This window comes from Microcoleus sp. S36a_B3 (assembly GCF_036700745.1).
Lineage (GTDB): Bacteria > Cyanobacteriota > Cyanobacteriia > Cyanobacteriales > Microcoleaceae > Microcoleus.
The window spans coordinates 253471-272630 of record NZ_JAUBPN010000004.1 but is presented as its reverse complement, the minus strand read 5'-3'; the positions used below and the strand labels follow the sequence as shown (position 1 = coordinate 272630).

Annotated in this window: 17 protein-coding genes; 9 read left to right on the top strand and 8 right to left on the bottom strand. The window is 46.9% G+C overall.

Annotation, left to right across the window (positions count from 1 at the left end):
* Nucleotides 1–15: 15 nt before the first annotated feature.
* Complete coding sequence (gene dapF, locus QUA01_RS07055; RefSeq protein WP_333088249.1) at nucleotides 16–942, bottom strand: diaminopimelate epimerase; 927 nt, start codon at nucleotides 940–942, stop codon at nucleotides 16–18.
* A 260-nt stretch (nucleotides 943–1202) separates the two neighbouring features.
* On the opposite strand from dapF, the gene QUA01_RS07050 reads away from it, so the two are divergent.
* Nucleotides 1203–1415 carry an Hfq-related RNA-binding protein gene (locus tag QUA01_RS07050; RefSeq protein WP_333088247.1) on the top strand — a complete coding sequence of 71 codons (213 nt, stop codon included), beginning with the start codon at nucleotides 1203–1205 and terminating at the stop codon, nucleotides 1413–1415.
* 257 nt (nucleotides 1416–1672) lie between these two features.
* On the opposite strand, the gene QUA01_RS07045 is transcribed toward QUA01_RS07050, so the two are convergent.
* Both QUA01_RS07045 and QUA01_RS07040 read right to left on the bottom strand, forming a co-directional pair.
* Nucleotides 1673–1819 carry a hypothetical protein gene (locus QUA01_RS07045; protein WP_333088246.1) on the bottom strand — a complete coding sequence of 49 codons (147 nt, stop codon included), beginning with the start codon at nucleotides 1817–1819 and terminating at the stop codon, nucleotides 1673–1675.
* 4 nt (nucleotides 1820–1823) lie between these two features.
* Nucleotides 1824–4139 (bottom strand): cation:proton antiporter, encoded by a 2316-nt coding sequence (locus QUA01_RS07040; RefSeq protein WP_333088244.1) that lies wholly within the window; start codon nucleotides 4137–4139, stop codon nucleotides 1824–1826.
* A gap of 782 nt (nucleotides 4140–4921) precedes the next feature.
* Here QUA01_RS07040 and QUA01_RS07035 point away from each other — a divergent pair.
* Both QUA01_RS07035 and QUA01_RS07030 read left to right on the top strand, forming a co-directional pair.
* On the top strand, nucleotides 4922–5971 hold the full coding sequence (locus tag QUA01_RS07035; protein WP_333088242.1) for a M23 family metallopeptidase: 1050 nt from the start codon (nucleotides 4922–4924) through the stop codon (nucleotides 5969–5971).
* A gap of 212 nt (nucleotides 5972–6183) precedes the next feature.
* The gene (locus QUA01_RS07030) at nucleotides 6184–6720 is read left to right on the top strand and encodes a late competence development ComFB family protein (protein ID WP_194010712.1); all 537 of its coding nucleotides are present in this window, start codon (nucleotides 6184–6186) and stop codon (nucleotides 6718–6720) included.
* A gap of 226 nt (nucleotides 6721–6946) precedes the next feature.
* Here the strand turns inward: QUA01_RS07030 and psb29 are convergent, their stop codons facing one another.
* Nucleotides 6947–7660: a photosystem II biogenesis protein Psp29 gene (gene psb29 / locus QUA01_RS07025; RefSeq protein WP_194010691.1), complete on the bottom strand. Its 714-nt coding sequence runs from the start codon at nucleotides 7658–7660 to the stop codon at nucleotides 6947–6949.
* 333 nt (nucleotides 7661–7993) lie between these two features.
* On the opposite strand from psb29, the gene QUA01_RS07020 reads away from it, so the two are divergent.
* On the top strand, nucleotides 7994–8644 hold the full coding sequence (locus QUA01_RS07020) for a chromophore lyase CpcT/CpeT (protein WP_333088240.1): 651 nt from the start codon (nucleotides 7994–7996) through the stop codon (nucleotides 8642–8644).
* Between the two features lie 246 nt (nucleotides 8645–8890).
* On the opposite strand, the gene QUA01_RS07015 is transcribed toward QUA01_RS07020, so the two are convergent.
* Both QUA01_RS07015 and hemF read right to left on the bottom strand, forming a co-directional pair.
* Nucleotides 8891–9253 carry an STAS domain-containing protein gene (locus tag QUA01_RS07015; protein WP_106149243.1) on the bottom strand — a complete coding sequence of 121 codons (363 nt, stop codon included), beginning with the start codon at nucleotides 9251–9253 and terminating at the stop codon, nucleotides 8891–8893.
* A 60-nt stretch (nucleotides 9254–9313) separates the two neighbouring features.
* On the bottom strand, nucleotides 9314–10357 hold the full coding sequence (hemF, locus tag QUA01_RS07010; protein ID WP_333088239.1) for an oxygen-dependent coproporphyrinogen oxidase: 1044 nt from the start codon (nucleotides 10355–10357) through the stop codon (nucleotides 9314–9316).
* A 191-nt stretch (nucleotides 10358–10548) separates the two neighbouring features.
* Here hemF and QUA01_RS07005 point away from each other — a divergent pair, with 191 nt between their 5' ends.
* The 4 genes from QUA01_RS07005 to QUA01_RS06990 all read left to right on the top strand — a co-directional run bounded on the left by QUA01_RS07005 (nucleotide 10549) and on the right by QUA01_RS06990 (nucleotide 13447).
* A complete protein-coding gene (locus tag QUA01_RS07005) occupies nucleotides 10549–11619 on the top strand; it encodes an Mrp/NBP35 family ATP-binding protein (protein WP_194066065.1) in 1071 nt (356 codons plus the stop codon).
* Nucleotides 11620–11868: 249 nt separating this feature from the next.
* On the top strand, nucleotides 11869–12060 hold the full coding sequence (locus QUA01_RS07000) for an NAD(P)H dehydrogenase subunit NdhS (RefSeq protein ID WP_333088234.1): 192 nt from the start codon (nucleotides 11869–11871) through the stop codon (nucleotides 12058–12060).
* Nucleotides 12061–12442: 382 nt separating this feature from the next.
* Nucleotides 12443–13111 carry an HAS-barrel domain-containing protein gene (locus tag QUA01_RS06995; RefSeq protein WP_194066067.1) on the top strand — a complete coding sequence of 223 codons (669 nt, stop codon included), beginning with the start codon at nucleotides 12443–12445 and terminating at the stop codon, nucleotides 13109–13111.
* A 36-nt stretch (nucleotides 13112–13147) separates the two neighbouring features.
* Entirely contained in the window at nucleotides 13148–13447 is a 300-nt protein-coding gene (locus QUA01_RS06990; RefSeq protein WP_194066068.1) for a Rieske (2Fe-2S) protein, read from the top strand.
* Nucleotides 13448–13570: 123 nt separating this feature from the next.
* On the opposite strand, the gene QUA01_RS06985 is transcribed toward QUA01_RS06990, so the two are convergent.
* Both QUA01_RS06985 and xrtO read right to left on the bottom strand, forming a co-directional pair.
* Nucleotides 13571–16438, bottom strand: a complete 2868-nt coding sequence (locus tag QUA01_RS06985) for a TIGR02921 family PEP-CTERM protein (protein ID WP_333088232.1) — start codon at nucleotides 16436–16438, stop codon at nucleotides 13571–13573.
* Nucleotides 16425–17966 carry an exosortase O gene (gene xrtO / locus QUA01_RS06980; protein ID WP_333088231.1) on the bottom strand — a complete coding sequence of 514 codons (1542 nt, stop codon included), beginning with the start codon at nucleotides 17964–17966 and terminating at the stop codon, nucleotides 16425–16427. Before xrtO ends, QUA01_RS06985 begins: the two co-directional genes overlap by 14 nt.
* 138 nt (nucleotides 17967–18104) lie before the next feature.
* On the opposite strand from xrtO, the gene smpB reads away from it, so the two are divergent.
* Nucleotides 18105–18572, top strand: coding sequence for an SsrA-binding protein SmpB (smpB, locus tag QUA01_RS06975; RefSeq protein ID WP_193971280.1), 468 nt, complete (start codon nucleotides 18105–18107; stop codon nucleotides 18570–18572).
* The last annotated feature ends 588 nt before the right edge of the window (nucleotides 18573–19160 follow it).

Below are 19160 nucleotides of genomic sequence, written 5' to 3'. Positions count from 1 at the left end.
ACTGATGACTGATGACTAAAGACTAATACAACCAGTAAATACTCGCTGTGCCGGCCCGGTCATGTAAATCCGCCCAGAAACTTCTGCCCATTCGATTTCCAAAACGCCACCGGGGAGTTCAACAGCAGTTGTCCGATCGCACTTAGCGACCAACACTCCAGCTACCACAGCAGCACAAGCACCAGTCCCACAAGCTAGAGTAACACCTGCGCCTCTTTCCCACACCCGCATTTTTACGTAGTCCGATCGTATTACTTGAATGAATTCGGTATTTGTACGCTGCGGGAAGGCTGGGTGGTACTCGAACACAGGCCCGACAGTTTCTAAAGCAACAGCCGAAACATCGTCTACAAAAGTAATGCAGTGAGGATTACCCATGCTGACACAGGTAACAGACCAAGATTTACCCGCTACCTCGATCGGCATATCAATAGCTTTAGCATCCGGTGCGGCCAAAGTTGTCGGAATTTCCGCAGCCAGCAGCCGGGGAACTCCCATATCCACCTTAACTTGACCGTCCGATCGCAATTCGGTGATAATAACGCCCGCACCGGTGTGAATCCGGTACTCACTCTTAGATTCACTCCCCCCCTTAGCAAGGGAGAGGTCAATTTCCTTCGATTCACTCCCCCCCTTAGCAAGGGGGGGTTGGGGGGGGTGAACTTCTTTCGATTCCAAATCGGCGATAAACTTAGCCAAACAGCGAATTCCGTTGCCGCACATTTCCGGTTCCGAACCGTCGGAATTAAAAATCCGCATCGTATAGTCAGTGCCGTTTTGACCCGGAAGAGCAAAAATCACGCCGTCTGCGCCAATGCCAAAATGTCGATCGCACATTTCGACAGCTTGTTCTGGTGTTATCACCGGTTCCGGGGAGTGGCGGTTGTCAATCAGAATAAAATCATTGCCCAGTCCGTGATACTTCGCAAACTCGATCGGCATAAAAAACAAACCTCTTTTGGTTAAAACTGATTAGTTGATAGACTTCTAAAGTCATTAGTCATTAGTCATTAGTCATTGGTACTGGGCATCCCCGTATCATCCTAGTCCTGAGTCTGCCGTTGGCGATTAATAAAGTTCCCCCATAATTCCTGTGAAACAGGCATCCCGCCCGTTCTTGAATATTTTTGGGGACAAATCTAATGACTGATGACTGATGACTGATGACTGATGACTGATGACTAACTTACCCATTTCCCAGTATGTCTGAATTTGAGACCGGATTGCCCAGCATTCGCCTAATACAAAGCTACATCAAAGACAAAGAACAGGTAGAAATCAAACTCACGACCAGCGACTTGCTAGTCGGCAGAATTTTTTGGCAGGATCATAGCTGCCTTTGCCTCGTAGATGCCTCAGAAACACAAATTCTGATCTCGCGACCAACAATTGCCTATATCAAACCTAACCGTTGAGGGCATCGGGCATCGGGCATCGGGCATTGGGCATCGGGCATCGGGCATCGGGCATCGGGCATCGGGCATTGGGCATGGGGCATCGGGCATCGGGCATTGGGCATGGGGCATCGGGCATCGGGCATTGTTAGCTGTTAACTGTTAGCTGTTGACTGTTGACTGTTAGCTGTTAACTGCCAACTAACAACTGCCAACTGCCAACTACCAACTGCCAACTGCCAACTACCAACTAGCAACTACCAACTAGCAACTACCAACTAGCAACTGCCAACTGCCAACTGCCAACTACCAACTGCCAACTGCCAACTGCCAACTACCAACTGCCAACTGCCAACTGCCAACTGCCAACTGCCAACTGCCAACTGCCAACTGCCAACTACCAACTGCCAACTGCCAACTACCAACTGCTTAATCGCTAAACAGCTTTTCGCTGACTTGAGCCGTGACAAAAGGCAGCTTTAAGGCAGGTTGCGGAACCGGGGGCGAGGCCGTCCGCTGCATCAAGCCGAGCTCGTAGAAGCCGCCGCACAGCAGCAAACGATCGCCCTCTAGCAAACTGCTAGTTCCATCGGGCCAGCGAGTAAATTTCCCTTCCCGGCGGATCGCCCGCACCTGCACGCCGTACTGGGCGAGTACATCTACCTCTGACAGTTTTTTGCCAGCCCAAGGGCTTTTTGGTGGCAGCCTCAGCCACTGACAAGAACTGTCGCCGTGCGGCACAGAAACTTCTCCCTTCGCCAGCAACTCAAAACTGATGAGTTCTTCCGGTTCTCCCACTACAAAAACTCGATCGCCCAACTGCAAAGCTGTCTTTCCGTTGGGATAATCAATTTCCTCGCCATCTTTGCGGACGATCGCCATTACGCTGACCCCTGTCAACTGCCGCAAATTAGTTTCTTCCAGAGTCATGCCGGCGATCGGAGAGCCCTGCGGCAAGTTGTACCACTCGCTGTTCATATCTCGAACCGCCACCTTCAAATCCCGCGAAATCGCCAAAGGTTCGCGCGCCGGCCGCAATTCCAGATAGCGGCTGCTGCGAATTTGCTGGACTTCCCGCCCGATCGCCATTGCCGAGACACCTATGCCGCCGAGCAAGTGGGCCGAAAGTTCTAAACTGGCCTCAAACTCTGGCTGCACAACTTCCCACGCCCCTAGTTGATAAAGCAGTTCGATGTCTTTATCTTGGTTGGCCTGGACGACAATATCCAAATCGGGAACTAATTCTAAAGCCCGCTTCAGACACAAGCGAGTGCTCATGGGATCGGGAAGGGCGATCGCCATTGAAGCAGCCCGTTCGATCCCGGCAGATTCCAAAACGTGCAAGCTAGCAGCATTCCCGTAAATGTAGGGAATTCCTAGCAATCTGCAATCTTGAATTCTCCTTTCTGACTCATCGATCACCACAATTGAACAGTTGCGGCCCTGCAGAATTTTGACTAAATTTCTGCCAACTCGCCCGTAGCCGCAAATCACAACATGATTTTGTTCCGGCAAATTTTCCGCGATTTCCACCGGTTGAGATGTTTCATCAAAATATCGCTGCAAAGGCCCGAAATTTTCCGCCCAATTCAATAATTGCGGCACACTTCTCAATACAAACGGAGTCAGCACCAAGGTGACTGCTGTCGTTCCTAAAATTAATAGATAAACTTCTCGCGAAACCAGTCCCATCATTTGACCGGAACTAGCGAGTACAAAGGAGAATTCTCCGATTTGAGCTAAGCCCAAACCTACGATCAATGCTGTTTTTAACGGATAACCAAATAGTCGGACGAGGGGCGTGATTATCAAGAATTTGCCAACAAATACTAGAAATACCAGTCCGAGAATTACTTCTAGATGGCTCCAGAGAAACATCGGGTCGATTAACATACCGATGGTGACAAAAAATAAGGATGCAAAAATATCTCGCAAAGGCTCAACGTAAGTTAGAGTCTGGTCGGCATATTCCACCTCCGAAATCATTAAACCCGCCACAAATGCGCCCATCTCGATCGAGAAACCCAAATATTCTGTCAGCAGCGCAATACCTAAAGCCAGAACCACAACTCCCAGCAAAAACAGTTCGCGGCTTTCTGTTTTCGCGAGATAGCGCAACAATTGCGGGACAATCCAAATGCCTGCAACTACAGCACCTGCAGCAAATAAGCCGATCCGCAGCAGAGCCCAAACTACCGTCATGCCGATCGCTTCTGCAGGCTCGTTGAGAGCAGGCAAAACTGCTAACATCAGCCCCAATGCTAAGTCTTGAACTACTAATATTCCCAGCATGACTTGGCCGTGGGAAGTACCGCTTTCGTTGCGTTCCATCAAGCACTTGAGTACAACTGCTGTAGAGGAAAGCGACAAAATCGACCCTAAAAACACGCCTTGAGCGGGCGATTCTACCCAGCCCACGGCCAAGGAAATTGCAGTTGTAAAGGCGATCGTCAGCACAATTTGCAAGCCCCCCCCGCCCAGACTAATTGCTTTAACTTTCTGGAGTTCGGCGAAGGAAAACTCTACTCCCAAAGCAAACAACAGAAAGGCAACACCGAATTCAGCGAGGGTGTCTACCTGAATTAATTCTTTAATCAGCCCCAAACCAGCGGGCCCAATTACGATCCCTCCTAGGAGGTATCCGAGGATTACTGGCTGTCGCAACAGCGATGCAAAGAGTCCTCCTGCTGCGGCAGCAGCGAGAACTATAACTAAGTCAACGATCAGTCGGAAGTCTTCTTGCACAAGTTTATGAAAAAAGTGTAAAGTTATATTATAGTGTTTAATGTGTTGACTGTGTTTGGCGCGTTAATTTCATCCATAAACCCATACAATCGCCCGACGACTGTCGTGCAGAAAGTGCAATTTTAGACCCAAGTTCAAGCTCTGGTGATTCATCTGTCGAATAAATTTAAAATTTTAAAATTTAAAATATTAAGGAGAAATAGAACATTTTATACTATAGTTCAATCCCTAGCAATTGTCCATATTTTTTATTTTTAATTGCCCCAGTATCACGCCTTCACCTCCAACCTATGACGAGGATTATGAGCCAGGGTTTAAACTCACTAAAATAACCATAAACTGGGTTGTTATTAACAAGTTTACGCGCGTTTCTCAGGGAATTTATTCTAAGAACCGTATCGCAGACCGCGTGAGGATTCCCAGGAGATGTTAGGACAAGAGCAAAAAGGTGAGGAGTTGATATTTTCTATTTTTCTAGTGGAGATTTGAAGTTGGATAATGCAGGGATTGAAGGAGCGCTCGATACCTCATTTTGAGGATTACTGCCATATATTGCTATTGTTACTAGCTAAAGTTTACAACTTAATGATTGATATAGGTTGGAATTAAATTAGGTCGCGTGCGGTGAATTGAATCAATAGCTAGCTGGTTATTTTGAATGTCGCACTTTTCAAAGTAAAGTTTTATTTGAGTTGTCAAAAACGAATTCTGTTTATATTATAATATTTGAGCTGTATAGCCAACAAAAATATCTGGCTGACAAAAGTTAAGGAAAGCTAACAATGAGAACGACGGTGAATCGAGGCAACAGCAAGCTAAGTGCGGAAATAGTTGCAGGTGGGATTTTACAGGGGCAAGAGTTGAAAGCAAACCAGCTAACCACTACAAAAGTTACGCACGCCAAGGCAAAAAACCCTGTTTCTGCATCCAGCATCTCAAGGGAACAGCAGCGATTTTCCAAGCAACCAGGTTTTTTGCGTAAGTGCTACGCTAGTTCGATCGCACCTATAGTAGCCGGCTTTCTGAGTTTTGCCCTGCCGGTGCAAGCTTTGCAGGTAGTCGTGACACCACAAAATCCCGAACTGGGAGATACGCTGTCAGTAATCATTCAGGTTGACGGTAACGGCGGGGAAACTCCAACAGTTTCTTTACAGCAGAAAAACTACCCGGCGTTTCCAATGGGCAACGGCCGCTTTCGGGCCCTGTTACCGACGACACCGGTAGAGAAACCCGGTGCCCGCGTTTTAGAAGTCGCAGGTGACGGACAGACACAGAAGTTGAACGTGCAAGTGCGCGATCGCAATTTTCCCACTCAGTCCATCTGGCTACCTCCGGGTAAAGATGAGGAAGGTACAGATGCCGAGTTCGATCGCGTAGACGCATTTAAAGCACTCGTGACACCCGAAAAATTTTGGAACGGCAAATTATTGCGCCCCAACTCCGGCGAAATTACCACTATTTACGGCGTGCGGCGATACTATAATGGAGTATTTGCTAAAGACTACTACCACCGCGGCGTGGATTACGGCGGTGCTTCCGGTTCCCCTGTAATCGCACCGGCAGCAGGTCGGGTGTCTTTGGTGGGACGCGAATCCCAAGGGTTTAAAATCCACGGAAATGTCGTCGGTATCGACCACGGTCAAGGGGTAGCAAGTATTTTGATGCACCTCAGCCGAATTGATGTCAAGGAAGGCGATGTCGTCAAAGCCGGTCAAGTAATCGGTGCTGTGGGGTCAACGGGAGCTTCGACAGGCCCTCATTTACACTGGGGGCTTTACGTGCACGGGCAGTCTGTCGATCCAGTACCTTGGCGGCTTCAGGGAATTGAGTAGGAATTTATACGGGTTTTGACAAATTTAACGGTCAATTATAGGGTAAGTTTGTGGCTGGGGTACGCAAATAACTGTTCTGGGTTATCGGTATTGAGTTAGGATTTGTATGATAATTCTCAACATATCCCTCAAAAATCGAATCTCTAGACGCCAGCAATTGCGTCTTTACAAAACAAAACTGTATTAATGATGCCGTTGAGTGGGAAGCATATATGAGTATTGAAAAAATTGTTGAGCAGGCTTTGCAAGATGGCTATTTAACGCCCTCTATGGAAGCTGAGGTGGGACGGATCTGCAACACGGCTTCGGAATTGTCGATCGAAGAATACATGGCTCTCGATCGCCTGATGGGCTCGCTGTTAACCGGGGAAGTCGTGGTTCTGCCCCGCAAACAGTTCATCAACGTGATGGAAGAGTTGGTGCTCAGTGAGGCGATCGCCAGGGTGGCCGAGATTGAGGAGAAGACTGACCTGAGTCTGGATGTGGGAGATATTGCGGCTTATGCTTTAAATAGGCTGCCGCCTCTGTATGCTACGACGGAAGAGGGAGCTCATTTTCAAAGAGCTAGGGCTAAAGAACAACTTCACGATTTGATTTCCAAAGAAGTCAACGCAGCCATCGCCCGCAACTTGGACAGGCCAGACACCCCAAACCCCACAGCTTTGGGCAAGTCTTCTGGAAACGAAGTTCTTTCACAGCTAAGCACTTGGCTGCAAGCTAACGCCACTAATTTTGAGCAGCAGCCTTAGTACAACAAACTACTCTATCTTGCTTAAATCAATCCCGCTCTCTTGAGAGAAAGCGGGATTTCTAGTTCTTGAGCAACCAAGATCGATCGCGCGTCCGGTTCATTGAGCGGACACAATGTGATATCAAATCCTCTCTTCATCGGAATAGTAAATTCACTGTTAACTGTTAACAGTTAACATCACCAGGAGTGCGACTGGAATTGATATGACTTGTTTTTTCCAACGATTAATTGTTGCTGTCAGAAGAGTCTGCCGTGGGGCTGACGGTAACTTTTGCCTCTCGCTTTTCCCGTTTTTTCCGTTCTGCTTGGATGACATCTTGAAGCACTATTCGCGCTTGGGCCATTTTTTCCAAATTGCTGCGGTACAAATCTAAATCTTTGCTAACTTTTTCTTCAGGGAGGTGCAAGGCCGCACTGATTTTGGCGATCGCGCCGTTTCGCGTTTCTTGGTCTTTTACCATTTCGGGGTCAGCTTTTTCTAACAACGAAAACAAGCCGATCGCGAACAAGCGACTGTACTTAAATTGAGGGTTGCTGGCGATCGCCCCTAAAGATGCTTGCAAATCTCCTGTATCTTCAAAGCTGGTGGAGCGATCGAGCCACGAGAGCAAATCTGACCCGGAAAGTTTGCCCGCCATGCTTTCCAAGCGCTGAGCGTCTTGTTTGTAGCGTTCGGGATCGTCTTCTAGGGACTTACACAAAGCGTTAAAAATCGAAAGTCTGTCTGCTTCAGGGGCGTACCCGAGCATGAATCGATCGAAAGCTGTCACCACGCCCAAAGCATAAATCGGGTCGTATTGAAAATCGGCATTCGCCAAAAGCAAGTGCATTTCTACCATCAACTCTTCCACCACCCGACGGTAAATTGAGTTGATCGGTCGAGTGTGAATCGTATAGAAACTTCGCTTAGTATCTGAAACTGTACGGTTATTGTTCACCTGATCTCTTATAGATAAATAATTTTGCAGCAGCGCGCGCGGCGCGCGCTAAAGTCGTGAAAGTCTATGAGCTTTGCTGACAAAAATTGCCAGTTTTTTTTTATTTGTACCAGCCCTCAAGCGAGGCAAAATTTTATCTAAAAGATTTTGCGCGCGATCGGCAGCCACAAATAAACTGTCGCACTACCAGGGCAAAACCCAAGTATCTTTACAATCATAGCTCTTCTGGGATCGCTCACCAATCTAATCTTCTGACTTGCCCGCCCAGAACTAGCCACCCGTATCACAATAAATGCTGAATGTCAAGTCTAAATACTGAAAAATCCAACAAATATGACAATTTCTCCTGAATTAATAGCTTTAGCCCAGTACATGGCGGGCGAATTTGACAACCGGGAACAAGCGCTAGCAGACCCGGCTTGGTACGTCCACCTTCGTTTGTGGCAAAGACCCCTGCCTGCGGATATATTTTCCGAGCCTGGGATTGCCCTGTTTGCCGAACAAGCCAACATTCTGGAACTAGACAAGCCCTACCGCCCGCGCATCGTGCAACTGAGGCACGTAAAGACAGCGCCGGGACTTATAGAAGCTCAGTATTATATGTTCAAGGATATTGCAGCCGTCAAAGGAGCAGGTAGCAACCCCGACTTGTTAGCAAAACTAACCAGGGAGGAAATCGAATTCCTCCCTGGCTGCACCCTCTCCGTTGCGGTGCAAAATTTAGCCTCAAACCGCTATCGTTTTCGGGCATCTCTGCCGGAGGGAACTCACTGCGGCTTTGCCTACGGCGGGCAAAATTACCAAGTAGACTTGGGATTTGAAGCCTCCGGGGAGGAATTTCTCAGCTACGACAAAGGAATAAGCCCCACGACAGGCAAGGCTATCTGGGGAGCTTTAATGGGCCCTTTGAGATTTGTCAAGCGCCAGGATTTTGCTTCTGAGATACTGGCCAATAGGTTTGGGAGCAAATCAGACGGCGGTTGAAACCGCGTCTAGACAAATAAAATCCGCCTCCGTGGACTAAAGAAGAACAGCGCGTAATTTTCACCGTCTTTGTCTTGAACCTGCACGGCTGCAGGTTTTGTTTGACTTTCTGGCGATTGCAATCGCGCGGTCTTCTTCTGCGGAGACAGGTTTTGTTTGACAAGAAGCGGTTTCAACCGCCGGATTTTCTGGGCGAGTCTCAAGCTTAAATTGTCGTTACGCCGCAACCGATGTCGGCGGGAGCGCTCAACTGGCGCGCGGCACCCCCTCTAAAGCTTCTTCTTCCGTTTCAAAGATTTCAAACACAGAATCCATCATGGTGACTTCAAACACCAGTTTGGCTTCTGGATGAACATTGCAAATGCGGAAACTTCCCTTAACTTTATCCGCATCGCGCATACCGGCTACCAATGAGGTCAGGCCAGAACTATCGATAAAGTTTACCTGACCAAGATTCACGACGACATGGCGGCTGAGTTTGGAAATACACTCTTGCAACTTGAGGCGGAATTGCCAAGCTGTCGTGATGTCCAACCGTCCTGTCGGTGCTAAGACGATAACTGTTGTACCGTCAGATAGCGTGTGGGTTTTTTGATCAATATGAATCACTGACCCTTCCCTCAAATTTATTACTATTTATCGCGGTGGTTACTTTCCCAGTAGTTTAACTCAGGTCGGTGACTGCTGAGGCATCCAATTCGCCCAATCTTGCGGTTTTAAGAACTTCGAGTAGAGTTCGGCTTCTGGAGAGTTGGGTTCTGGCTCGAAACAATACTCCCAGCGTACCAAAGGTGGCAGGGACATGAGAATCGATTCGGTGCGTCCGTTGGTCTGCAAGCCAAAGGTTGTGCCTCGATCGTACACCAAGTTAAATTCAACGTAACGGCCGCGGCGGTAAAGTTGGAAATCGCGCTCGCGATCGCCGTATTCTTTCGATCGGTGCTTTTCTATAATTGGGGTGTAAGCCGGCAAAAATGCGCGGCCGCAGTCCTGTACGAAGGCGAACAGCGACTCCCAGCTTCTGGGTTCTGGGTTTCCGGCATTCTTGCTGTATTCAGCAGCTTTTCCTTTGACATTCTGGTCGCGGTAAAGCGGGCCTTGACCGTTTTGGTAGTCAAAAAACAGGCCGCCTACACCGCGAGTTTCTTGGCGGTGCGGCAGGTAGAAATATTCGTCGCACCAGAGTTTAAATGTCTGGTAATAGTCCGAGTGGTGTTTGTCGCAAGCTGCTTTCAGAGTTTTGTGAAAATAAGCTGCATCCTCAGCCAACGGGTAATAAGGAGTCAAATCGACACCGCCACCAAACCACCAAATCGGCCCAGCCTCAAAATAGCGGTAATTGAGGTGAACCGTAGGCAAGTAGGGATTGCGGGGGTGCAGCACCATCGAAGTCCCAGTCGCGTAAAAATCGTGACCTGCCGCTTCTGGGTGCTTCGCAAGAATCAAAGCCGGCAAACTTTCGCCCCAAACTTGGGAAAAATTAACTCCGCCTTGTTCAAACACATTGCCTTCGCGCATCACGCGAGAACGTCCGCCCCCGCCTTCGGAGCGTTCCCAAGAGTCTTCCTTAAATTTGCTGCCACCGTCGAGCTGTTCGAGGGCTTGACAAATTTCATCTTGTAGGGTTTTCATAAATTGGCTGACTCTAACTCTAGAGTCAGCGGGCGGCAAAAACACAGAAGAGTTGGTTTTAAGTGTGGTAGAAACTGTCATAAGAATTTCTGTTGTCAGATTTGAGTCTTAGACGGGGGATGATTTCCCAATCCAGTCGGCATTGTAATTATGCCACCGCAAGTCTGCAAATGATCGTAATGAAGATACATTAAAAAATAGCAACAAAAATATACTTTAAATTGCGATCGAAAATTCGCTAACCCAATTGCAGAGCTATGGTGGAGAACACAATGCCCGAGACACTCGATATTAGTTCAGTTTTAGAGATCCTGCGACCCGTGCAAGACCCCGAACTGCAAAAAAGTTTGGTGGAATTGAACATGATTCGTAACATTAAAATTGACGGCGGTACAGTCAGTTTTACTTTAGTGCTGACAACGCCTGCTTGCCCGCTGCGAGAATTTATTGTCGAAGATTGCCAAAAAGCGGTCAAAAAGTTGCCAGGAGTCGAAAAAGTGGTGGTGGAGGTGACAGCCGAAACGCCGCAACAGAAGGGAGTGACCGATCGCCAAGGAATAGAAGGAGTCAAAAATATTATCGCAATATCCAGCGGCAAAGGGGGCGTTGGCAAAAGCACGGTAGCGGTAAACGTGGCTGTAGCGCTGGCGCAAACCGGCGCGAAGGTGGGTTTGCTAGATGCGGATATCTACGGGCCCAACGACCCAAATATGTTGGGTTTGGGAGACGCGAAAGTGATGGTTAGGGACGGAAAAAGCGGGGAAAGCCTCGAACCTGCTTTCAACTACGGTGTCAAATTGGTGTCAATGGCGTTTTTAATTGACAAAGACCAGCCTGTAATTTGGCGCGGCCCGATGTTGAACGGGATCATCCGGCAGTTCCTCTATCAGGTGAATTGGGGCGATTTAGACTATCTGATTGTCGATATGCCTCCGGGTACTGGAGACGCACAGTTGACAATGGCGCAAGCGGTGCCGATGGCTGGTGTGGTAATTGTGACGACGCCGCAGACGGTGGCTTTGTTGGATTCCCGCAAGGGGTTGAAGATGTTCCAGCAGTTGGGAGTCTCGGTATTGGGAATTGTGGAAAACATGAGCTATTTTGTGCCGCCGGATATGCCTGACAAGCAATATGATATTTTCGGTTCCGGTGGCGGGGAAAGGACGGCTGCGGAGTTGGGAGTGCCGCTGTTAGGCCGCATTCCGCTGGAAATTCCGCTGCGGGAAGGTGGCGATTCCGGTGTGCCGATTGTGGTGGGACAACCGGATTCTGCTTCGGCGAGGGAGTTGCGGGCGATCGCGGGTAGGATTGCTGGTAAGGTTTCGGTAGCAGCCTTAGCCTAACAAAGTTAGTCGGGGACGCATCGGTGCCGAGAAACCGGGTTTTTGTGATGTTTACTTCGTTGCAGCCTGCCGATTCATAAAAAACCCGGTTTCTTGAGTCCCAGCGCCTCCCGAACTAACTTTTAGTCTCCTTCGGGGGATGTTCCTAGGAACTCAGATGAGGGATGTTCTGCCTTGGGTTTTAGGCTCAAGTCTCGATCGCCAAAAAACAGTAAACTATAAACAGTCAAACTTAACTTTCAAACAATTATGATTTTTCCAGGTTCGGCAGTTCGAGTTAAAGATAAGGGCGAGATTTACTACGGCTTTCAAGGACTTGTCCAGCGAGTTACCGACGGGAAAGTCGCGGTATTGTTTGAAGGCGGCAACTGGGACAAGCTGATCTCATTTCGGCTGTCGCAGTTAGAACTTGTGGATGCTACAGCCGGCCGGGCGAAGTAGTTAGTTGGCAGTTGTCAGTTGTTAGTTGCCAGTTGTTAGTTGTTAGTTAGCAGTTGGCAGTTGTTAGTTGGCAGTTGCCAGTTGGAATTGGTAAGCTCTCGCACATTTAAATTAGACTTCTCCAATCCAATAATTATTGTTGAACAGGCATCCTGCCTGTTCAAGACTAGCAATTCTTGCGATGTTTATTGTATATTCAGGGCGGGTGGGACACCCCACTCATTGTTTGACTTTTTTTGACATACAATTTAAATGTCGCAACAGCTTAATTCGGAATTAGAACCAACTGCCAACTGTCAACTGTCAACTGTCAACTGCCAACTACCAACTGCCAATTACCAACTGTCAACTGCCAACTGCCAACTGCCAAGTGACTAAAACTATGCGTTTACCTTTACCCCAATTTGCTACAAAAGAGCGCCATCCCGATCGCATTGCTGAGGTAATCGAGACGGCAACTTCGGAATTTATGGCTCAATGTTTGGAACCGGATGACTTGAGTTTTCCGGTGATGCCGCCTTTTGGAAGTTGGGTTAAGGCGCTGGATGAAGAGTCAAAAAATCAAATCTACGGTGTGGTTTATTACGCGACGACTAGCCCGATCGACTCGGTGCACAGAGCTCGGGCCTTGGGTTTGTCGCTGGAAGAGTTGCGGGAAGAACAACCGCAGATTTTTGCGATGCTCAAAACCGAGTTTAGAGTGGCGATTGTCGGGTATGAAGCGCCACCGGAAAAGTTCAACGGTAACGGCCCGTCGAGGGGTAAAATTTATCAGTATTTGCCGCCGCGCCCGCCGCAAATTCACCAGGCGGTTTATTGTTGCGAACCGGATGAGGTGATTGATTTTACGGTGAAGTTGGATTTTTTGAGGACGCTGCTGGGGGTGACTAATGCGCCGGTGGATGCGCTGACGGCGGCGACGATTCGGGAGATTTATCAGTTGCGAATGCGCGATCGATCTTGGTTGGTGGAAGCGGGCAGGAGTTTGAGTGTTTTGTTGAAGGATGATTATGACAGGTTGCGGTTGATTTTGAGTCAGATTCATCCGTAGAATATGGGATAAGTAAATAGAAAAGTATAATTTTTTATGTGGGTAGAGATCGCAGCGCTAAATCAGATTCCCGAACGGGATATTTTGAAAGTAAAAGTTGAGGATATTTCGCTGATTTTGAATCGCCAAGGTGCAAATATCACTTGTTACCGCAATGCTTGCACGCATTTAGAATATCCGATCGATATGGGTAAGGTTGATAGCGGTATCATTACCTGTCCGTTTCACAAATTTAGGTTTAAGTTAGATACTGGTAAGTGCTTGAATTCACCGGATTCGCTGGAATCTTATCCGGTAAAGATTGAGGGCGAGATCGTTTTTGTCAATATCGATTAGTCATAGTTTACTTGTTTTCTGAGTCCCCAGCGCCAAGCCAAGAAACCGGGTTTCTCCGATAATTTAGGCATCCTCACCGAGATTGAGGAAGAAACCCGGTTTCTGAGTCAGGGCGCGCGCTTTTCAACTTACCGTTTTTGCGCGACGCTGACGGAGGAAAATCGCCAAAAGCCCGATCGCCCCAACCATCAAAAGCAGCCATTCTTCCGGTTCGGGAACCCCCGAAACATTCAAAGGATTGCTCGGTTTCGTCAACTCCTCCTTACCCGATTCTACCTCGCGTTCAAATCGATCGTTTTTACCTTCCGCCGCCTTTAGCTGCGCTCTTTGCTCGTCATTAACTAACACAATCATTGAAGAATAGGGGGTGACGACTTTAAAAGTTTTAGCAAGCGAGTGCATCGCATCCAATTGAGTCAATTGATTAGCAGTTTTCTGCTTGCTAAGCGCCGTTATCAACTGCCGCGCCGCTATCGGTTTAAAACCTTCATTTTCATCATTAGTTATTTTCGGAACCCCTGCAGCCACCTTCGGAGTTTTGGTATAACTCCAAGCATAACCATCAACAACATTAACTACAGATTTCCCCGATGCCGCCATCGTCGCCACTCGCTGCATTGCTTCTTTGATATCGCTAGAAACTCCGCCGCCGCTATCTTGAATCACCTTTAAAGTAGCGTCGTCATAGCCAGGGGGCAAACCTCCTAAATGCACTGTCCATAAAGGTGCAGCTAGGGAAACGCTGGTTTTGCGATCGTCCGATAACTCGTAACTGTGGCGATCGCTCACCAAGAATACAGTATCATAACTTCTATTGCCGCGCAACCGTGCAAACTGTTGCAGAATATCCTTAAGTTGGACAGTACCATAAAACGTCAACTTTCCCGCATCAAAACTGCGTAGATTTTCCACCAACCTCGGCGGCACACCCGCCGCACTCGACACATATAAATCCACACTATTTGTAGCTAAAACATTCTTTTTCAACCAATCAAAAGTTTCCTTAAGTTCTTGACTTTCCGTCGCCATACTCCGAGAAGTATCCAGCACCAAAGCCAACTTTTTAACGTTTGGCAAAAAGTAATTTGTATCAATCAGCGGCTGAGCAGAAATAGTATTCTTGCCTGGTAAATTCGCTAACTGCGCTATTGCTTTTGGCGTTACAACTGCGGGTAAAAATGCTGGAAGCCAAGTTTCTTTTGCCTCCTTACCCTTGTATTTAATCTCCTTTCCAGCGATAACTCGGCGAGTATTTTGATTCCAAAAAATATTGCGTTTTTCCGCTAAACTTGGCATCGCCCAACCCTGTGCTTGTCGCAGGACTTTGTAAGTCAGCCAAAGGTGCATTTCCGTTGGCCCGTTAGTAACCGCAAACTCTCGTTTAGGCGGAACAGGAAAAGCTCGCAAGCGGTATTGTTTCGGGCCAATTTGTTCGAGCAAAGCCGGATCTACCCTTTCTCTCACCTGCTCGTTGTAAACTTGTTGGGCGGCACCTCTGGGCGAAACAGTAAAAGCAAAACGCTTTTGCAAATCCTCAGTATCGCCCAGCCAAACTCCTGTAACTGCGGCGCTTTCCGGCAGAGAAAAGTAATAAAATACTTCTTGCAAATTGGGCGTTTGATTTTTGTAAACTTCGTAGATTTGAACGTCAGCCCAATCGCCGTTTTCTTTGACTGTAACTTCTTGAGAATCCAACCATACTTTTTCCTCATTGATATTCAACAAACCAGCCTTAGCTTCTTCCCGGTTAGATGTTGACTGCACCGCGTGTTTTACTGCTTCTGTGTCACCTTTTTGAATTTCAGTATCGAAGAATCCAGCGTAAAGTTTTTCGGCTTTTTTGACATCGGAACCGGAGCCTTGATACAAAAACGGCGACATTAAAAAATTATAGCTGTTCTGTACGCTTTTAGCTGCTTGGTCAGGCAGATTTAAAGTATTTTTGTACAGCGAGTAAATGTGGTCATTTTCTCCCACAGTGCTCAGGTAGCGGTAAGGAGACAAATAAGCGTTAACTAAACCCGATCGAATCATATCAGACTTGGCTAATAAAGTTTGACGCGCCGTCTCATTGGCTGCGGGAGTTTCCAGAATTTTCATTGCTTGAATTTGCGGCTGCTGCTGCAAAGCGGAGAAAATAGCCAGCCAAGCTGCTATCACTCCCAAGCTGCCCGCGATTGCTTGATTTTTTCCGTATTGCGAAGCAAAACTATTTAATATTTTGCGCGCGGATTGGATGTAGAGAAAGCCGTAAAGCGAAGGCATTACCACGAATAAGCTGGAGGTAAAACCAAACAAGATTAAGGATAATGGCAGCCACCAAATTATCTCAAATGAACTGTACTTGAAAGATTCAATCAGTGGTGTCACCCAAGCAAAACTAAAAAATCCAAGTACGAGTACAATTGCGACAGGCAGTGCGTAAAACATCAGTAATGTGGCTGCCCAAATGCCAACTAGCAACATTAAACTGTGAACTCCTAACTGTATCCAGGCAATTTGTTTGTTGCCCATCAATCTATTCGCATGGTGTTGTTTGTTTTCAGCATTTTGAGATATTGAAGTCTCTTGAATGTTTTCTGTTTTTCCCAAATATCCGTAGAGGATTTCTACTAAAAATCCTGCGATGCACAATCCTATTGTCCCAATAATTTGAGAGCTAGGTGGATTCAGTTCCCGCAGCAGAAATAACCTGATTAAGCAGAGCAAAAATAATGGCGCTTCTACGCCGTAAAACAGACGCATTAGCTGCAATGGTTGCTTGCTAAAACGCTTGTTGAATCCGACGATTGTAAATATTGTCGGTACTGCTATTAGTGCTGTTAAGGTTAAGGCAAATTCTAGGGGGATAATTCCGTCTATTGTGGCTTGGATTAACGGGATTGCCAGGTAGGGCAAAATTCCCAGATAAACAATTGACAAAAACGTCAGGTTCCACAGCCAAAATATTAGCTGAAAAATTATGTTCAATGCCAGCTTAATTTTTTTCATTTTTTGCTGTTGTTAAGCTATGATTAACGGTGTTATGTACGTTTTTAGCAAAAGATTGGACTTCGGAACTTTCGGGGTTTACGGAATTGTCAAAAAGAATTGACACAAGCACCCAAGTATGATTTTTGTGGTTGATATCGCGGCGGATTCGCTCTAAGAAATTATCGGTTGTTTGCTCGGAAGATTGCAGCCAGTAGGTGGCAGATAGTTGGTTGTCTTTGACAGACAGCCAGCGGGCGGCGATGGCAGGAGTTAGCTGTTTTCTTTCTATGCGGTTGACGGGGATGCCGCTGGCGATAAAGCACAACTCTGGTGCGTGATAAGTCTGCCAGGATGTGCTGGCTACGGTTAGCATGGAACCGCGCAAGTTACCGGAGATAAATCTCTTTTTTTCTGTTTTGGTGTCTGGGTAATTGCCGAAGAATTTTTGTTCGCTGGGATTCAGGGGGATTGGTTCGGATATGATTTGTTGGGGAAATTTCAGGGGGGCGATCGCTACTTGTTCGCTTTCTACATGATAGAATTGAGAAATTGCTGCCAACACAGCGACGGCCGCAATTAGTCCGGCTTTTGCTAAGGGCTGATTTTTGAGGATTTCTGCATCCCGTTGCGACTCAAGATTAATTTGTTTGGCTGCGGAAATTTTTGGTATCTTTTGCAGCATCAACCAACTCAAAAAACAAGCGCTAACTAAACCGACTATTCCCAGGGGTACGTGCAGGATTTCGGCATAAATTGGCTGTTGAAAAACTTGGGCAACTAATATTAATACGACTACCCGCAAAGCGTTAGCCGAAACTAACATTATGAAGTTGACGGCGCATACTGCGAGCCATTTAAAACCCAATTGACGGCTTTCTAACCAGGTAGCAGCTAGCAAAAATAGTGTCCCTACTAAGAGGGTTTTAATGCCGCTGCAAGGTACGTCTACTTGAGCGATGCCGTTTTCTAAGACGATGATATCGTAGGAAGAAATAGCCCCGATTTGAAAAACCGATAGCAATTTTTCTACTACCTGAGCTGTCAGCACTCGCGCCGGCAAACCCAATCCGTTATTGAGCTGAGTGTTGAATGGTAAAATACAAGCTAGCAGCCCCGCTATTGGCAGGTTTTTTCGCCAAAAGTTCGGCTCTACCATTAAGCCGTACAGCCCGTAGGTTCCGAGGATAAATAGCAGGATGGTAATTTGTTTGATGTCTATTATGCACCCTGTGGCGATCGAGCAAACGCTCGCACCCAACATTAATACCAGCGGATAGCGCCTCAAAACGAATTTGGGGGACAATGCGGGCGGGCGAGTTCCCGAACTGAGCGATCGCACTACTAATGCTACAATCAGAAAACTAATTACTATCTTGTACAGTGTCGGTATCTCAACAAACGAGGATAACAGCCATTTAACTGCCGAGATATTGGCAAAAAACCAAGTGAGCGACAGTAAAGAAGGAGCTAACCAAACCAAATTAACCGCAGGATAAGGAGTAACAGAATCTGGAATTCCAGAATCTGGAATATTGGTGCGCTGCATGATACCGCTTGACATTCACGTTGGTGACATCTTAGCTCAGCAACATTGGTAATGCCTAGACCTGAAATTTAAGTTTTGTCAAGCTTTTATTTTTTCTACAGACAAGCTAGCGTTATAATAATTTCAGCGGAGGTAAAAATGAGCGAAAAAAGTCCGGGATACAAAATTGTTAGCGATAACCGACAAGCGCGGCATCTCTATGAAATTATAGAGACATATCAGGTGGGCATCGAGTTAAAAGGAACCGAAGTTAAATCTATTCGGGAAGGAAAAGCGAATTTGCGGGACGGATACGGCTTAGTTCGGAATGGCGAACTGTGGCTGATAAACGTTCATATTTCGCCTTGGAGAAGTGCTAGCAACTATTTTAATCACGAACCAAGACGCACTCGCAAATTGCTGATGCACAAGCAGGAAATTCGTAAACTAATTGGCAAAGTGGAAGAAAAAGGTTTGACTTTAGTGCCGTTAAAAATGTATTTGAAAGGCGGCTGGGTTAAACTCGATATCGGTTTGGGTAAAGGTAAAAAATTGTATGACAAGCGCGAAGATTTGAAGAAACGCGAAGACAAGCGGGATATGGAACGCGCAATCAAGCAATTTTAGTGATTGGACGAATCTTCTCAAAGCCTGTAAAAAACAGGCTTTTCGAGTCCTATCTACATGAGTTATCGTTTATGTCTGTTAGTAATTAGTAGACTTGAGTTACATAAATATTCGCTTTGTTAACCGCAGATTTCAGGCAGATAAACACTGACGGATGCAGATAATTCAATGTTATCTGTCTTTGATTTGAGTGCAACTCAAGTCTAGTGATTAGCGATTAATCATTAGATTTGAATTGCTCTTCATTCTCTTTCTGTTATTGAAATACATCTGCGGTTTTCCCATCGATGGAAGATTTATAGCACTTCTCAAGCGTGGTGAGGTATGCCCTATGCCCCATGCCCCATGCCCCATGCCCCATGCCCCATGCCCTATGCCCTATGCCCTATACAGGATAGTACCTCATACCAGAGCACAGAAAGGCTATATGCAATCAGTCTATTGTCGATCGCCCCACAACTAAGTATTATTACTCACAACATCCGTAGCAGTCAAGGCTCTTTCTCCTTTCAGGCTTAGGGCTTACGGCTTTTTTCTGGCTTTTTTCTGAAATGATCCGGATAGGTGTTCGAACCCCGCGAAGAATTA

Excerpts from the sequence above, each read along its gene's own strand:
- smpB (WP_193971280.1), top strand. The coding sequence starts at position 18,105 with ATGAGCGAAAAAAGTCCGGGATACAAAATTGTTAGCGATAACCGACAA.
- hemF (WP_333088239.1), bottom strand. The coding sequence starts at position 10,357 with ATGACAGTTTCTACCACACTTAAAACCAACTCTTCTGTGTTTTTGCCG.
- QUA01_RS07050 (WP_333088247.1), top strand. The coding sequence starts at position 1,203 with ATGTCTGAATTTGAGACCGGATTGCCCAGCATTCGCCTAATACAAAGC.
- QUA01_RS06995 (WP_194066067.1), top strand. The coding sequence starts at position 12,443 with ATGCGTTTACCTTTACCCCAATTTGCTACAAAAGAGCGCCATCCCGAT.
- QUA01_RS07030 (WP_194010712.1), top strand. The coding sequence starts at position 6,184 with ATGAGTATTGAAAAAATTGTTGAGCAGGCTTTGCAAGATGGCTATTTA.
- QUA01_RS07020 (WP_333088240.1), top strand. The coding sequence starts at position 7,994 with ATGACAATTTCTCCTGAATTAATAGCTTTAGCCCAGTACATGGCGGGC.
- QUA01_RS06985 (WP_333088232.1), bottom strand. The coding sequence starts at position 16,438 with ATGAAAAAAATTAAGCTGGCATTGAACATAATTTTTCAGCTAATATTT.
- QUA01_RS07005 (WP_194066065.1), top strand. The coding sequence starts at position 10,549 with ATGCCCGAGACACTCGATATTAGTTCAGTTTTAGAGATCCTGCGACCC.
- QUA01_RS07000 (WP_333088234.1), top strand. The coding sequence starts at position 11,869 with ATGATTTTTCCAGGTTCGGCAGTTCGAGTTAAAGATAAGGGCGAGATT.
- QUA01_RS06990 (WP_194066068.1), top strand. The coding sequence starts at position 13,148 with ATGTGGGTAGAGATCGCAGCGCTAAATCAGATTCCCGAACGGGATATT.
- xrtO (WP_333088231.1), bottom strand. The coding sequence starts at position 17,966 with ATGCAGCGCACCAATATTCCAGATTCTGGAATTCCAGATTCTGTTACT.
- QUA01_RS07035 (WP_333088242.1), top strand. The coding sequence starts at position 4,922 with ATGAGAACGACGGTGAATCGAGGCAACAGCAAGCTAAGTGCGGAAATA.
- dapF (WP_333088249.1), bottom strand. The coding sequence starts at position 942 with ATGCCGATCGAGTTTGCGAAGTATCACGGACTGGGCAATGATTTTATT.